The 15,442-nt window shown below is 66.7% G+C and carries 16 protein-coding genes; 9 read left to right on the forward strand and 7 right to left on the reverse strand.

Features of this window, described 5'->3' with window-relative positions; translation table 11 throughout:
* Window positions 1-178 precede the first annotated feature (178 nt).
* Window positions 179-1,423, reverse strand: a complete 1,245-nt coding sequence (locus M2320_RS07955; protein ID WP_264596817.1) for a glycosyltransferase family 4 protein — start codon at window positions 1,421-1,423, stop codon at window positions 179-181.
* Window positions 1,424-1,903: 480 nt separating this feature from the next.
* On the opposite strand from M2320_RS07955, the gene M2320_RS07960 reads away from it, so the two are divergent.
* The 7 genes from M2320_RS07960 (at window position 1,904) to M2320_RS07990 (ending at window position 9,359) form a co-directional block, all read left to right on the forward strand.
* Entirely contained in the window at window positions 1,904-2,740 is an 837-nt protein-coding gene (locus M2320_RS07960; protein ID WP_264596818.1) for an aldo/keto reductase, read from the forward strand.
* Window positions 2,741-2,819: 79 nt separating this feature from the next.
* Window positions 2,820-4,043, forward strand: coding sequence for a hypothetical protein (locus tag M2320_RS07965; RefSeq protein WP_264596819.1), 1,224 nt, complete (start codon window positions 2,820-2,822; stop codon window positions 4,041-4,043).
* Between the two features lie 5 nt (window positions 4,044-4,048).
* Entirely contained in the window at window positions 4,049-4,831 is a 783-nt protein-coding gene (locus M2320_RS07970) for an SLBB domain-containing protein (protein ID WP_264596820.1), read from the forward strand.
* Window positions 4,832-4,889: 58 nt separating this feature from the next.
* On the forward strand, window positions 4,890-6,260 hold the full coding sequence (locus M2320_RS07975) for a GumC family protein (protein WP_264596821.1): 1,371 nt from the start codon (window positions 4,890-4,892) through the stop codon (window positions 6,258-6,260).
* The gene (locus tag M2320_RS07980; RefSeq protein ID WP_264596822.1) at window positions 6,257-7,102 is read left to right on the forward strand and encodes a glycosyltransferase family 2 protein; all 846 of its coding nucleotides are present in this window, start codon (window positions 6,257-6,259) and stop codon (window positions 7,100-7,102) included. Before M2320_RS07975 ends, M2320_RS07980 begins: the two co-directional genes overlap by 4 nt.
* On the forward strand, window positions 7,099-8,106 hold the full coding sequence (locus M2320_RS07985) for a glycosyltransferase family 2 protein (protein ID WP_264596823.1): 1,008 nt from the start codon (window positions 7,099-7,101) through the stop codon (window positions 8,104-8,106). Before M2320_RS07980 ends, M2320_RS07985 begins: the two co-directional genes overlap by 4 nt.
* Window positions 8,103-9,359 (forward strand): Gfo/Idh/MocA family protein, encoded by a 1,257-nt coding sequence (locus M2320_RS07990; RefSeq protein WP_264596824.1) that lies wholly within the window; start codon window positions 8,103-8,105, stop codon window positions 9,357-9,359. Before M2320_RS07985 ends, M2320_RS07990 begins: the two co-directional genes overlap by 4 nt.
* Here the strand turns inward: M2320_RS07990 and M2320_RS07995 are convergent.
* Complete coding sequence (locus tag M2320_RS07995) at window positions 9,356-9,961, reverse strand: PilZ domain-containing protein (RefSeq protein WP_184425194.1); 606 nt, start codon at window positions 9,959-9,961, stop codon at window positions 9,356-9,358. The genes M2320_RS07990 and M2320_RS07995 overlap by 4 nt on opposite strands.
* Window positions 9,962-10,101: 140 nt before the next feature.
* A complete protein-coding gene (locus M2320_RS08000) occupies window positions 10,102-10,737 on the reverse strand; it encodes a PAS domain-containing protein (RefSeq protein ID WP_264596825.1) in 636 nt (211 codons plus the stop codon).
* Between the two features lie 428 nt (window positions 10,738-11,165).
* On the opposite strand from M2320_RS08000, the gene M2320_RS08005 reads away from it, so the two are divergent.
* On the forward strand, window positions 11,166-11,933 hold the full coding sequence (locus M2320_RS08005; RefSeq protein WP_264596826.1) for a rhomboid family intramembrane serine protease: 768 nt from the start codon (window positions 11,166-11,168) through the stop codon (window positions 11,931-11,933).
* 180 nt (window positions 11,934-12,113) lie between these two features.
* Complete coding sequence (locus M2320_RS08010; protein WP_184425188.1) at window positions 12,114-12,545, forward strand: CBS domain-containing protein; 432 nt, start codon at window positions 12,114-12,116, stop codon at window positions 12,543-12,545.
* A 111-nt stretch (window positions 12,546-12,656) separates the two neighbouring features.
* On the opposite strand, the gene M2320_RS08015 is transcribed toward M2320_RS08010, so the two are convergent.
* From M2320_RS08015 to cysE, 4 genes are all read right to left on the reverse strand, one after another.
* Window positions 12,657-13,688, reverse strand: coding sequence for a patatin-like phospholipase family protein (locus M2320_RS08015; RefSeq protein ID WP_264596827.1), 1,032 nt, complete (start codon window positions 13,686-13,688; stop codon window positions 12,657-12,659).
* A gap of 187 nt (window positions 13,689-13,875) precedes the next feature.
* A complete protein-coding gene (locus M2320_RS08020; RefSeq protein WP_184425358.1) occupies window positions 13,876-14,271 on the reverse strand; it encodes a DUF3126 family protein in 396 nt (131 codons plus the stop codon).
* Window positions 14,272-14,362: 91 nt separating this feature from the next.
* On the reverse strand, window positions 14,363-14,503 hold the full coding sequence (locus M2320_RS08025; protein ID WP_264596828.1) for a hypothetical protein: 141 nt from the start codon (window positions 14,501-14,503) through the stop codon (window positions 14,363-14,365).
* Between the two features lie 70 nt (window positions 14,504-14,573).
* On the reverse strand, window positions 14,574-15,398 hold the full coding sequence (gene cysE / locus M2320_RS08030; RefSeq protein WP_264596829.1) for a serine O-acetyltransferase: 825 nt from the start codon (window positions 15,396-15,398) through the stop codon (window positions 14,574-14,576).
* Window positions 15,399-15,442: the final 44 nt, after the last annotated feature.

The raw sequence follows: 15,442 nt of genomic DNA on the forward strand, positions 1-15,442 counted from the left end.
TTGCCCATGGACGGCGCCTCATCTGACGGGAGTTTCACCGACGACCATCATGGCACATCGATGCCGCTTCGGGGCGCCGTCCACCCCATCACCGGTCGACCTCCTTCGCGGGGACAGGAACGCGCCCGTCGTCTCATGAAAATGGCAAGAGTAGCGCGCGACGCGAAGCCCCCTGCGCTCACTCCCCCGGAAGCAGCACGCCCGCGCCCCGGCGCTCCTCGAACGCCAGCGGCTGCGGCAGGCCCAGACATCTGTCATAGACCCGCAGATATTTTTGCGCCTCGCGCGCCCAATCGAACCGCGCGGACCTCCGCCGCGCGCCTTCCGCCAGCGCGGCCCGCAGCGCGTTGTCGCGCAGCAGCGGCAGCGTGGCCTCCGCCAAGTCCTGCGGCCTCCCGCCCTTCGCGTAAACGCCGGCGTCGCCGAGCAGCCGCCGGGTCTCGACCAGCGGAAAGGCGACGGTCGGCACGCCGAGCGCGCAATATTCAAAAACCTTGTTCATGCTCATCCGGTCGTTGCTGGGATTGAGCGGGTCCGGAATGAGGCCGATGTCGAAGGCGGCGAGCTGAGCCGCAAGTTTTTCCCCGGTGAGGAACCCGGTGAAGGTGATGTAGTCGTCGACACGCAAGTCATGGGCCAGCGCGGCGACGCCACCCAGCGCCGGCCCGTCGCCGACGACAAGCGCACGAAAATCGGTGAAAGCGTCGACATGCACCAGATGGTCGACGGCGCGCACCAGCCCGTCCACCCCATCCTGATCGCCGATCACGCCGAGATAGCCGAGCACGGGTTTGTCCTTCACCGCCTGCGGTTTTTTTCGCGCCCGCAGCCATGTCGTGTCGGGGTAGGAATAGACCGAAGCAACCCGCCCCCCCTTGGCGCCCCGGGCCAGCGCGACCTCGCGAAACGCATCATTGGCGGTCACCACCTGATCGGCGCAGGCGTAGGTGAACCGCTCCGCCGCGCGCAACAGCCAGTAAAACGGGCCGCGCCGGCTGAACTTGGCTTCATAAAGTTCGGGGCAGAGATCGTGCTGGTCGAAGATGAATCGCGCGCCCATCGCCAGCAGCGGCAGGGCGGCCAAGACGATGAGATCGGGCGGATTGCAGGCCTGGATGACGTCGACGCCGCGCCGCCGATGGATGCGGAGCAGGAGCCGCGCCTCGTGATAGAGCGCGGCGGCATATTCGATCACGAAGCCGCAGCGTCCCCGCGCCTGCAAAGGCAGGGGATGCCGATGAATTTCGACGCCGTCGAGAATTTCGAAACGCGCGGGATAATCCACTGTGGCCGGGCAGATCACAGAAACCTGCAAGCCGGCGCGGCGCAGCGCCTGGGCTTCCTGCCACACGCGGCGGTCGAGTGGAACCGGCAGGTTTTCCACCACGATCACGCACGACTTCCCCGTTCGCGTCGAAGACACGTTGTTTTCTCCACGCTATCTGGCTTCGGGTGACGGCGCGCCGTCATGTCATGTGCAATTAGAAGGAATGAACCCGGCGATCAGGTCAATTCAAAAGCAAAATTCTGGGTATACACGCATTCGGTTGTATAGCTTTTCGACGAGAAAGCTCTAGGCGCAGCAACGCATGCAAAACTCACGCTCTTTTCTTGCATTTATGCATAAATCAATCTAACCTAAGGTAAGAAAAATGTTTTTTGCCGCCACGCGGCGCCAACGCGCGTCGCCAGCGCCGCCAGGACCAAGCAGGGCCAGGATCGGAATCGATCTGCGCATCCAAGGGGTTGGCGCAGCCCCGACGCCAAAAGCCGACTCAGAGCCCCGCGCTCGCCATCCAGGGGACGACCAGCTGCGGCTTGGGCCGGGATCACGTCGCGCGGCGGGCGCAATGCAAGCGGGCGGTTGGTTGTGTGGGGAGAAAATTGCGCGTCATGATTGTGCATGATCCGCACCCTGCCCCTACCCGGCTGCAACCTGCGCCTATCGCGATTCGTGTTCGGCTGCGCCCGCCTGTTCAATGCGGGCGCAGATCTGGCGCGCGCAAGATTGCTGGCGGAGGCGGCGGATGCGGGCTTCACGCATTTCGATGTCGCGCCCTCCTACGGGTTCGGCATGGCGGAGCGCGACCTCGCGCCCTTGCTTAAATCCAGGCCTGGCCTCACCGTGACCAGCAAGGTCGGCCTTTACGCGCCGGCGGGCGAGGACAGCCCCGCCTCCGCGATCTTCCTGCGCAAGGCCGCGGGAAAACTAGCGCCGGCGCTGTCGCGGGCGCAGGTGGACTTTTCCCTGTCGCGGGCGAGGGAGTCGCTTTCCGGCAGCCTGCGACGGCTCGGCCGAGACCACATCGACCTTTTCCTGCTGCATGCGCCGCGCCTCGACCTTCTCGCCGCCGACGAATGGCGGTCCTGGCTGGACAGTCTGCGCGCGCAGGGCCGCATCGGCGCCTATGGCGTCGCGGTCACGAGCGCCGAGAGCGCGCTCGCCTTCCTCGACCACGCGCCGCCCCTGGCCGAAATCATTCAGCATCCCGACAGCCTCGACCTGCGCGAGGCCGACGCGCTGGTCGCGCGCGGGCGGGCGCCGCAACTCACCTACGGATATGTCGCGGCGGCGCGCCAACGCCAGCCCAGACTCGGCATAGCAGAAATCCTGGAACAGGCGCTCAGGCGCAACCCCGAGGGCGCGCTGGTGGTCAGCACCAGCAAGATGGCGCGCGTGCAGGTTTTCGCGCAAGCGGCGGAAAGCGAGGCCGTGCAATGTCACGCTCCAGCCATTTGACGGCGCAAGCCTGCATTAACCTCGCCTTGGCTTTCACACCGCGCGGCCCGCTGCGTCCGGGAGGCTGGAGAACGCGCAGATGAGACGGGCGGACCGCGCCGGCGGGCATGCGCAGGGGAAGGCGGTGGCGGCGGTCGCGCTCGCCCTTGCCCTGGCGCTGGCCGCGCCCGCCGCGGCGCTCCCCCAGGACTGGCCCATAAGCTGGCCGCAAACCTTCAACTGGTCGGACTCGCCCGTCCTGCTCGATCTGCATCAATACGGCGGCTTCAACGACAACATCCTGAACAGCCCCCCGGGCGTCCAGCCGAAAGCCAGCGCCCTGTCCCAGACCGGCGTTGGCGCCACCGCGCGGCTGCGCCTGGGACAACAGGCCTTCACCGCCTCAGCGACTCTCACGGCCACGGATTACCTCGATGATCCCTCGGCCTCGCTTCACGACCGCGCCCTGCGCCTCGGCTGGGACCAACGCCTGGGAGAGCCGTGCAAGGGGAGGCTCGCCGCCGAAGCCAGCGACAAGCAGTCCGATTTCGATCAGGCCTCGGGGCCGGGCCAGGACATTTTGCGCACGCGCAAACTGGACGACGAGGGGCGCTGCGCCGTCTCCGGTCCCTTCGGCGCGCTTGTCGGCGGCGGCGCCTCCAGCCTGCGCCATTCGACCGTCAGCGCGCAGGCGCTGGACAACGACAAGGCCTATGGCAAGCTCGGCCTGGACTATGAGGGGCGCAACCGCGACCACGCCGAACTCTTCATCAAACTCACCGGCCTGCGCTTTCCGCAGGCCACGGGAACCCTGAGCCCGGACTCGACCCTCACCGACCTCCAGGCGTCCTACAGGCGAGCGTTTTCGCCGCTGTGGGAGGCCAGGGCGATGATCGGCGCCAGCGCCGCTCCCACCACCCCCGGCGCCGCGCCGAACCAGATCGCCGTGTACGACGCCGAACTCCTGTGGACCCCGTCCGAACTCTGGCGCGCCTCGTTCAGCGCCAGCCGCACGCTCAACGCCCCCATCTCGATCGTGGCCAATTCCCAGATCGCGCAGACGCTCAATCTGTCGCTGACCTGGCGTCCCACGCCAAAACTCAGCTTCACCGCCGGCCTCGGCCGCCTGCGCCTCGAGAACGGCCCCACGACCCCCGGCCTTTACGGCGGCACGACTCTGAACACCGTTTCGGGCCGCGCCGTCTACCAGATGACCCCGTTCACCAGCCTGACCGCGAGTTTTCTGCGCGGGATTCGCAGCGTGGCGGCGGGCCAAACCCAAACCACCCTCGCCATGATCGGCGTCGACTTCAAACCCTATTGAGACCCATGAAAAGCCGCCCTCTGCTCCTCGTTCTCACCATTCTGCTGGCGCTGGTCTGCGGCGCCGATGTCGCGCGCGCCGCTGAATCGGGCGGGCGCACGCTCACCACTAATGACGTGGTGCAGGTCGGCGTGCTCGGCCAGCCGGATTTCTCGGCCAGCGCGCGGGTCGAGCCCGACGGCACGCTGGCGCTGAGCTATGTCGGGCGCCTGCGCGCCGCCGGACGCACGACCGGCGCGCTCGCCGCGCAAATCGCGGCGCTGCTCAGGGACAAGGGCCTGGTCAAGGCGGCGCAGGTGTCCGTGGAGGTGCAGAGTTTTGGACTGCAGGTCTCCGTGCTCGGCGAAGTCCGCGAGCCCGGCGCCTTCACGCTCGACCGTCCCATCACCCTGGCGCAGGCGCTCGCCCGGGCCGGCGGCCTGCAGGAGGACGCAGCGGAGTCGACGCTTGTGGTGCATCGCGGAAGCCGCGTCCTTCGCTTTTCCGCTCGCGCCGTGCTCGAGGGCCGGGAGGGCGCCAAAATTCTTCTCGCCAACAACGACACGCTGTTCGTCGAACAGGGGCGGATCATCTACGTCACCGGCTATGTCAACAAGCCCGGCCAGTTCGCGCTCAACCGCCCCGGGCTCACCATCCGACAGGCCATCGCGCTGGCGGGTGGGCTCACGCCGCTCGGCTCGGACGGCTGGGGCCTGAAACTGCGCCGGGCGGGCGTCGAATATGCCGCCGACATCGACCAGCCGGTCGAGGCCGACGACACCGTCATCGTCAACGAACGCCTGTTCTGAGCCCGTCAACACCCGAAGGGGGCCGCGTCAGCGATGACGCGAAACCAAAGCCAAGAACATGAGCCTGCCGCTGTTTCTCCTCGTCCTGCGCAAGCGCATCGCCCTCGCCGCGCTGCTGTTCGCCGGCGCGCTGCTCGGCGCGGCCGCGACTCTGGCGCTCGCGCCGCAGCGTTTCGAGGCCACGGCCGTCGCCAGCATCGATCCAAGTTCAGCCGATCCGGTGAGCGGCCTCGGCCCGACGCCGGGCAGCCTGCTGATCGTCCAGGGCAATCTGGCGGCGCTGGCGAAGAGCAACCAGATCGCGCTCGATGTCGTGGATCGCCTGGGCCTCGACGGCGACCCAGAGATTCGCGCCGCCTATGCCGGGCTGTGGCGCAAGCCCGACAACATCCGCCAGTTCGCTGCGGAGCGCTTGCTAGACAGGCTCGACGCCAAATTCCTGCCGGGCTCCAACGTCCTCAGTCTCTCGATGCGCGACCGCTCGCCCGAAAACGCCGCGCGCCTCGCCAATGGCGTCATGGCCGCTTTCATCGAAGCGGCCATCGCGCTCAAGGGACAGACGGCGCAAAAAGCCGCCGACTGGTTCGCCCCCCAGATCGAGAAGGTCGCGATCCGACTCGCCGAAGCGCGCGCGCGACTGGAAACCTTTCAAACGGAGGCGCGTCTGCTTGCGCCGGGCGCGGGCGACGCGGAATCCGACCGTCTGCTGCAGATCGGCAATGCGCTGTCGCTCGCCAAGACCGAGCTCGTCGCCCTGCAAAGCCAATTGGCGACCCCGGGCGGCGGCCCCAGCGACGCCCAAAACCCCGATGTACAAACGCTGATCGCCCTGCGCACGGCGCAGGCCACGGCCGAGGCGGATATCGCGCGCCTGCAGGCCGACGCCGGCCCCAACCATCCCAAAATGCTGGAGCGGCAAGCCGCCCGCGACTCGCTGCGCGGTCAGATCGGTCAGGCGGTCGACGCCTACAGAACCAAGCTCGGCGACCGCGTCGCCGCGCAGCTGGTCAAGGTCGCCGAACTGGAAAAAACCTATGCCGCTCATGTCCGCGACATGGTCGGCGTGCAGGGCCAGCGCGACCGCCTCGCGCAGTTGCGCGCCGAGGCCCAGTTCCAGCAGGACGAATATGACAGGCTGCAGCGGGCCGCCGTCCAGGCGCGGCTGCAAAGCCAATTGTCCTTCTCCAACATCGCCGTGATCGACGTCGCGGCCCCGCCGTCGAGCCCGATCTTCCCCAAGCCCCTGCCCGCCCTGGCGCTGGCCTGCGTCGCCGGCCTCGGCGTCGCCGTGTTGGGCGCGCTGATCGCCGAGACGCTGGATCGCCGCATCCGCCGCGCGCAGGACATTTCGGAAGCCGCGGGCGCGCCGCTGCTGGGCGTGTCGCTCGACTTCGCGCCGCCGCGCGGCCTGTTCGGAGCGCGCAAATGACCTGTGTCTCCGTGATCATTCCGCATCGCGACGATTGCGAAAACCTGGTCCTGTGTCTCGCTCTGCTGGAGCGCCAGACGTTTCGAGATTTCGAGATTGTCGTCGCCGACAACAATTCGGCCTGTGGCTTCGCCAAGGTCTTGGAGGTCTGCGGCGCCCGCGCGCGCGTCGTTCCGGCGCCGCTTGAGGGCGCGGCCCATGCCCGCAACGCCGCGCTGGCGGCCGCGATCGGCCCAAACCTCGCCTTCATCGATTCCGACTGCCGCCCCGCCGAAACCTGGCTGGAGCGCGGCCTGAAAACCTTGCGTGATGGCGTCGTGGTCGCGGGCAAGGTCGAGGTTCTGTTCGCCAATCCGCCGCGGCCGACTGCGGCGGAGGCCTATGAAGCCGTGTTCGCCTTCGACAACCGGCGCTATGTCCGCCAGGACTTCTGCCTGGGCTGCAACATGTTCGCGCGCCGCGCCGATTTGGATCGCGTCGGCCCTTTTCGCACCGGCGCGCCCGAGGACCTCGACTGGAGCCGGCGCGCCGTCCGCCTCGGCCTGAAGCTCGTTTACGATGACAGCGTCGTGGTCGGCCATCCCGCGCGGCGCGATTGGCCCGAACTCTTGCGAAAAAACCGCCGGGTGGCGGGCGAACTGCACCACCTGCGCCGCGGCCAGGGGGCTCTGGCCTGGGCCTTCTATCTCGTCGCGCTCGCAGCCTCGCCCTTCGTCCACGCGATCAAACTGGCGTCGTCGCGGAAAATTTCCGGCTTTCGCCTGAAACTTGAGGCCATTGCGCTGCTGTTCCGGCTGCGCTGGCGTCGTCTCTCCTGGTTCATGGAGTTGCTGCGCACATGACCACAGCGGTGATCATCGTCGCCTATCGCAATCCCGAAGACATCCGCCGCTGCCTGCGCGCGCTGCGCGCGGCCGACCCCGGCGAGACCTTCGACATCTGCCTGGTCGAAAACGGCGGCGCCCACGCCTTTGCCGTCCTGGTCGCCCTGCTCGCGGAGGAAGGGCTGATCTTCAAGGCGCCGCGCGGCTCCGCCAGTCCGTTCGCCCGCCTGGTCCATTTCGCCGGCGGCCCCCATGGCGCGGCCGTCTGGGTGGGGCTGGCGCCGGAAAACCTCGGCTATGCCGGCGGCGTCAATCTGTGGCTGCGGCGCCTGGAGCCGGACCGGCGCGTGCAAGGCTACTGGATTCTCAACCCCGACACCCAGCCGGAGCCGGGCGCGCTGTCGGCGCTGATCGCGCGCGCCGAGCGCGGCGGCTATGGCATGGTCGCCAGCCAGCTCGTCTCCACAGCCTGGCCCGAGCGGGTGTTGATGCGCGGCATGCGCTGGCGGCCGCTGGTCTGCCGCCCGCTTGCCCTGGAGCGGTCAAGGCCGTCGCGGGATAAACCCAGCGCCCAACTGGCGACGCTGCTCGAGGCCCCCTCCGGCGCCTCGTTCTACGTCACCCGCGTGGCGCTGCAAGAGATCGGGCCGATGGAGGAAAGCTATTTCCTCTTCTACGAGGATCTCGAATGGGGTTTGCGCGCGAAAACCCTATGCGGGCTGGCGCTGGCGGAGGATTCGACCGTGCGCCACGTGGTCGGCGCCACCATCGGCTCGGCCGGCGCGCGGGGAAAGCGGTCGGCGCTCGCCGTCTATCTCGACCACCGCAACCGCCTGCATTTCGTCCGGCGGATGTTTCCGGACCGCCTGCGCTGGACCGCGCTCGTGGTGCTGGCGCGCACCTTTGAATTCCTGGCCGTCGGCGCCTTTCGGAATTTCGAGGCCGCGCTGGCGGGCTGGGCGGCGGGCCTGCGCGGCGAGACCGGCCGTCCCGAGCGTTTTTACCGGGAGCCCGCGGAATGAAAATCGGGATCATCGGCGCCGGCTATGTCTTCGACCATTACATGGCGACATGGCCTCGCCATCCGCGCCTCGAAATCGCAGGCATCGCCGACCGCGACCCCACGCGGCTGCGACAGCCGGCTCTGTTTTACGGACTGCGCGCCTATCCGTCCAACGACGCCCTGCTCGCCGATCCCGAGATCGGACTCGTGGTCAATCTCACCAGCATCGCCAGCCATTTCGAGGTGACGCGCGCCGCGCTCGACGCCGGCAAACATGTCTATTCGGAAAAGCCGCTGACCGACGATTTCGAGTCCTCGCGCGCCTTGCTCGCCCTGGCGGACGCGCGCGGGTTAAAACTGTCCTGCGCGCCTTGCAATGTGCTGAGCGACAGCATCCAGACGCTGTGGAAGGCTCTGCGCGAAGGCGCGATCGGCGCGCCCCGCCTCGCCTATGCCGAATTCGACGACAATGTCATCCCGCTGATGCGGCCTGAAACCTGGCGCAGCCGCAGCGGCGCCCCCTGGCCCTGGCGCGACGAATGTTTGAGCGGCTGCACCTGGGAGCATGCCGGCTATCACCTGTCCTGGCTCTGCGCGATTTTTGGGCCGGTTGAAAGCGTCACCGCCTTTTCGCGCGTCGTGGCGCCAGACAAAACGCCGGAGCCGATGGACACGCCCGATTTTTCCGTCGCCTGCCTCAACTTCGCCTCCGGCATGGTGGCGCGCCTGACTTTCAGCATTTGTGCGCCGATCGATCATTCCATCCGGGTGATCGGCGCGCGCGGCATGCTGAGCATCGACAGCTACCGGCACTACCGCTGCCCCGTCTTTCTTGAGACCTTCGACGCCGTCGGTCTGAATGCGCGCAAATTCATGAGCGTGCGGCGCAGCAGTTTTTTGCGAAGCCTGTTCGGCGTCGGCGGCCGCCCGCTGCCCTTGCTCGGGCGCAAGCGCGACGACGTCTCGGTGGCGGCGTTGAAACGCCGCGAGATCAACGACCAGGACAAGGTTTTGGGCGTAGCCGAACTGGCGGAGGCGATCACAGAAAACCGCCCGGCCTTTCCGCCGCCGGATTTTTCCCTGCATCTCGCCGAACTGACCTTCGCGATTCAGGCGGCTGGCGTCGCCGGCGCGCCAACGCGCCTGACCAGCACCTTCGCGCCGCTCGAACCGCGCGCGGAAACGCTGGCCGCGCCCCCGTTCCGTCACGACCCGCCGCCGGCCTGGCGGCGCTGGCTGGGACAAAGATTAGAAGCGCTGCACCGGCATTAAAGGATGACGTTTTCGTCGAACTCGTCGAAGGAGAGCGGCAAGGCGAATTCCAGTCCCAGGCCGTGCTCGAACACGCGCACCACCCGCGCCGGGCGGCGGCCGACATGAATCATCGCTCCCATTGGCGCCTGCGCGGTGCAGGACACCGCCGCGCCGGACACCGAAATGTCGACGATCCGCGCCGGGGCCGTTCCGCCATCCTGGAAACGCAAGGTGGTGTTGGCGGCGATCGGCACGATGCGCTCATGGCGCCGATCTTCCGGAAGCCCCAGCGCCTTGCGATTGGCGAGCCAAGTCAGCTGGTTCACCAGCTTTTCGCGCTTTGACGCCGGCATGTTCGCGGTCATGACGAAGCCGAAATCGATGTGCCGGATGATCGTGCCCTCGATCCGGCCGAGCGCGTCGAAATAGGCGACGATGCGTTCGCCGATGGCGCCGCGCACGGGAGCGGTCACGGAAATGCCGCCCACCGAGACGTCATTGGTCTGGCAGGGAAATTCGCGACGATCTTCAAGCATGTAGCGCCCCAGCAGCGCCAATTTCACGCGCGCGTGCCGACGCCGCTCCATCGGCGTGGCGCTAATCTTGGGCCGGAGATTCATAGGACCGCCATGAGCTTAAACAATTGGCGGCATTGTAGGAGCGCCTCGGTTAACCCGGTGTTACGCGCGGTCGACTCGATGCGCCGCATTTTCGAGCAATGTGGAGGCCGGTCCGCGAAGAAAATGGAGCAAATGAGAATCTAGAGCGGCTTGTCGGCGTCGCGGTCGCGCCCGCCGGGGATGACGAAGAAAGAAAAGCGCCGCAATCGGCTGCGGGCCGCCAGCTCCGCGGGCCGTTTCGTCGGCTCCCGCCGCAGGATCAATTCCGATGGCGACACGGCCGCGCTGCTGTCGAGAAAACGCATGGCGACAAGGCGCAGCGCCCGCGCCGCGCGCAGACCGAACCAGCTCGGCAGCGCCTGCGGCGTCAGCGACGCCAGCAGCCGCGCGTGGGTCTTTCCGCGATGCCGCAAGGGTAGCAGCAGCAGTTCCAGCGGCGCGTCCTCGCCCACATCCGATTCCGCCAGCAGCCCCGCGACGGCCGGGCGCTGGTTGTCGAGCACCGCCTCGACCATGGCGCTGATGCTGGCGCGATCCTCCGGCGCGAACAGGGCGACCAGCGGCGCGCCCTTTTGTTCGTTGCAAAACAGAGCATTGAGACGAGTTCCGGAAATGCGGATGGGAAATTGCCGCTCCTCGTCCGCCTCGAGAATCATGGTGTCGGCGAGAATATGACGGATGGCGGTCGGATCGATTTCCTCGCGCTCCGGCGACAGCCGCGCGCCCCGCAATTGGTTCCAGTACGAATAGAGCTCCTGCGTCGCGGCTTGTCTCATTTTCTTGCTCTTGATCCGTTCCGGGACGGTTCCGTCCGGTGGAAGGACGGAAATCGCCAAAAAAAACATTACGGATCAGCAATGTGCGAAGCACGGGCCAGTCGCGGGCGGTGCGTTAACATTAATTTATGGTTGACGTTGTAAGAGCGTTAGGACTTTGGCAATCTCTTGTCATCGCACGCGGCCGAAACGGACAGCGACCCGGATGAGGCGGCGGAAGACAAGAAATGCAGGATGCTGGATTTCAATGATTTTTCCTTTGGTCGTCTCTGCTCGGGGAAGATGAAAAGGTCGAGAAATCGTTACCGCGCCGAGCCATGGCGCCTGAAGCATCTTGACCGCGCGGCCGTTGATGGTTAACGCCGCCGCACTGCCGTCAAAGGGGGAGAGCCTGCGCTCTCCCCCTTCGTTGTCTTGAAGGAAGGTCCATGCGCGAAAAGATTTTCAATCTCCCGGGCGTGGTCACCTTGACGTTGGCCGTGCTGTTCCTGGTCCATTTTTTCCGCGTTCTGCTGCCCGGCGAGATCGACATTCAGGTGCTGGCGACCTTCGCCTTCACGCCCGCGCGCTTTGGCATGCTTGTGGACGCAAGCGGCGTGGTCGCCCAGCTCAACGATGTCGCGCGCAGCTCCGCCGACCAGGCGCAACTCGCCCAGTTCTTCCTCACCTATGCGCCGCCGTCGCTGCTCTGGCTGACCCCAGTGTCCTACGCGCTGCTGCACGGTTCGTGGACGCATCTGCTGCTCAATGCGGTCTGGCTCACAGCCTTCGGCGCGCCGGTGGCGCGTCGTTTCGGGGCGTTCCGCTTCCTGGCGCTGAACCTGGCCGGCGCCGTCGCCGGCGCTCTGGCGCAATTTGCCTACAATCCTTTCGAGCTCAATCCGATGGTTGGCGCCTCCGCCGCCATATCCGCCTGTTTCGGCGCCGCCGCCCGCTTCGTGTTCCTGCCCGGCGCTTTCGCGCGCGATCCGCGCGCCCAGGGCGCGCCGCCGCCGCTCGCCAGCTTTGGCGAGATGGTGCGCAATCGCCAAATCCTCTCCTTTGTCGGCTTCTGGTTCCTGTTGAACCTGTTCACCGGCCTCGCCGGCCAGGGGGCCGGGCTCGCCGAAGCGCCCGTCGCCTGGCAGGCCCATCTTGGCGGCTTCCTGTTCGGCCTGCTGGCGGCGCCTTTGTTCGACCTGCGCCGCAAGGCCTGACCGACCCCGCGACCCCACGAAATCGTGCGCGCCCTTGAGAGCGCCGGCGCTTGCGCGCGCCGGCGAACAGGTCGATGATTCCTCACGAAGCGGTGTGGTTCACGCGGCGGGAACTTGCTGAGCAAGCGCGGCGTTAGAAGAAAAAAGCCGTATCTCAACAAGTTAACAGGAGGAAACCGCATGACCGTCGCCATGATTCTCGCGGGAAAGAGCCGCGATGTGATCACGACTCAGCCGCATCGCACCCTTCAGGAGGCCGCCGCCCTGCTCGCCGAGAGGGGCATTGGCGCGGCGATCGTCGCCGACGGCGCCGGCGCCGTGGTGGGAATCATCTCCGAGCGCGACGTCGTGCGCGCCATCGGCCGCTACGGCGCCGGCGTCCTGGGCGATCCCGTGTCCAAGCACATGACCAGCAAGGTGGTGACGACCGATCCCGGCGAAGCCGTCGACCATGTGATGGACATGATGACCAGCGGACGGTTCCGCCACATTCCGGTCATGGAGCACAACCGGCTCGTCGGCGTCGTCTCGATCGGCGACGTCGTCAAGTTCAGGCTCGATTCCATCGAGTGGGAATACCGCGCCATGCGCGACTACATCGCCACCGCTTAGCGACCGAGGGGACTTGATCGACTTACGCTGTCTCCCTTCCCGAGAGGGGGCCGGTCCATCCGCGCAATTCGTTCATGTCCCCGACCGCGCCACAATATTCCCGCCCGCGCCTCACGTGGTTTCGTGCAGCTTGCGCTCCAGCGCGGCCATTTCGGCGATGTCGTTGAGGGCGCGGCGCGCCGCTTCGCGCCCGAGCGCAATCAGTTCGTCGGCGCGGTGGAACTCGAAAAACCCGATCTTCGCCAGCCGCGCATTGATCAGCACGTCCGGCGGGTCGCCGGCGAGCCGGGACCGCGCAATGCGGTCTTGTGTGATGTTGAAGGCTTCGAGCAGCGCCGTGGCGATGCCCGGCGCGCCATCCGCGCCTGGCGCGAACTGGCGGCGCAGCCATCGCGCCTCCTTCACCGGCGCGGGAGCGTCGGCGGCGCGTTCCTGCTCCTTTTGCGGGGCTGGCGCTTCGGCGCCGGCGCCCACGCCGGGGTCGGCGATCAGCGAGCCGCGATAGGCGGCGTCGCCGACCAGATTGACCGCAATCACAATCTCCGCCCCCATGGCCCGGCAGAGCGTGACGGGAACCGGATTGACCAGCGCGCCGTCGAACAGCCAGCGATCGTCGAAGCGCACCGGCTCGAAAATGCCGGGCAGCGCATAGGAGGCCCGGATCGCCTGCACCAGATCGCCGCGCCGCAGCCAAACCTCATGGCCGAGGCCGATTTCGGTCGCCACCGCGCCAAAGCGCAGGCGCAAATCCTCGATGCGCTGGCCAGTCAGGGCGCGGGAGAGTTCGTCGCGCAGCCGCGACCCCGCCAGCATGCCGGCGCCGGAGAATGACAGGTCCAGAAGGGAGAGCACGCGGCGCTTGGTCAGCGAGCGGGCGAAAGCCTCGATGGCGTCGAGCTTGCCGGCGGCGTAGCAGCCGCCGACCACAGCGCCGATCGAGGAGCCCGCGATGACATCGATGGGGATTTTCCGGGCTTCAAGCTCCTGCAACACCCCGATATGCGACCAGCCCCGGGCCGCGCCCGCGCCGAGCGCCAGGCCGATGCGCGGGCGGCGCTCGGTCTTGCCGGCGACCGCGCCTCCGCTCGCGGCGGAAAGGGATTCCTGCGGACGCTCGTAATTTCTCCAGTTCAGTCCGAACATGGCTCGACTCCACTGCGCGACCCCCTGAATCGACGTCTTGTTAACGACGTCTTTGATCCACAGCCTGCGCGCGGAAACTTGCCGAAGGCTTAAGCCGCCCCGCCCTCGAAAAGGGCCGCCCAAGCCGTAATGCTTAGAAAAGGATAATGTTCCTCGAGCGGACCAACCGTCAAGCCCGGGGCCGCACTCACAAATCGTCGAGGTCGATGTCGAGGATCGCCATTTGCAGGGTAAACGTCTTGCCTTTGGGGTCGTCGGCGGAAATCACCGCGAGAAAATCATCGCCCCGGTTCAGCTCGACGGAATCGGTTTTCCGGCCGCGCGCGACAATCTTGAGGTCGTCATTGTCAAACAGACGGCGCAGATAGTCCTGCAACACCGGGCGCTCCACCGGGATCTTCATGGCGAAGGAGAACGAGCGGTCGCCATCCTCGTCGTCGACGCTGATCGGCCCGAGCACCCGCTCGCCAAAGGACGCGACAGCCGCATCCTCGTTCTTGGGATCAAGCCCCACCTTGATGCCGGGCGCGCCAAACGACTGGCGCAGAAACTCCTGCAATTTCCGCAATTCGGTCTTGTTCAACACGCCGACTCCCTGCTTCGTGGCCCGAAGGCTTGCCAAAAAGCGGGGCCCCGCGCAAGTGGGCCGCGCGTCACGCGCCTGGGCGACGCCGCTAGAAGAAGGCCGCGCTGGTGACGTAGACGCCATAGCCGACCAGGGAGGCCAGCGAAAATACGCATACGGCCGCCAGAGCGGTGAGTTCGCCGACGGTCGCGCCGGCCTGCCGCTTCAGAACGCGAGAAAATGCGATCATGTGGGCCTCCTCTGCTCGAGCCTTCTCGCTCGCACCAAGATGAGGCCACAAAAAGATGGACGGAAGCTTGCTAATCCTCTTCGGTCTTCCCCGAGAGAATCTGATCCATTTCCAGCGCCGGCTCCTTGCAGCCCGACGCGCCCACGATTCGCGCCGGCACGCCGGCGACGGTCACCCCCGGCGGCACCGGTTTCAAGACCACCGAACCCGCCGCGACGCGCGAGCAGCAGCCGACCTCGATATTGCCGATGATTTTCGCGCCGGCGCCAATGAGGACGCCCCGGCGGATTTTTGGGTGCCGGTCGCCGCGCTCGTGCCCGGTGCCTCCCAGCGTCACGCTGTGCAGGATCGACACGTCGTCCTCGATCACCGCGGTGGCGCCGACCACCAGTCCGGTGGCGTGATCGAGAAAGACCCCTTTGCCGATGCGGGCGGCCGGGTTGATGTCGGTCTGGAACACCGCGGAGGCGCGGCTTTGCAGATAGAGCGCGAAATCCTTTCGCCCGGCGTTCCAAAGGGCGTGCGCCAGCCTGTGGGTCTGCAGCGCGTGAAACCCCTTGAAATAGAGCAAGGGCTCCATCAGCCGGGTGCAGGCGGGATCGCGCTCGGCGACGGCGCGCAGGTCGGCGCGGATCGCCTCGCCGATCGCGGGATCGCGCCCCGCCATTTCGAGAAAATTCTGCTCGATGAGATCGCCGGGAAAATCGAGATGGGACAGGCGCGCGGCGATCCGATGCGCGACGGCATGTTCGACATTGGGCGCGTTGAGCACGGAGACAGCCAGAAAACCGCCGAGATCGGGCTCCCGGCGCGCCGCTTCCTCGGCTTCGGCGCGGATTTGCGCGAAAACGGGATCGGCGGGGGATTTCAAGGCCAGCACATTCGCGGCGATCATGGCGCTCTCCTGCGGAGCCGCAGCCCCGAACTTTCCTTTACACA

Origin of the sequence: Rhodoblastus acidophilus, from assembly GCF_025961575.1 — a bacterium.
GTDB classification, from domain to species: Bacteria; Pseudomonadota; Alphaproteobacteria; order Rhizobiales; family Beijerinckiaceae; genus Rhodoblastus; species Rhodoblastus acidophilus_C.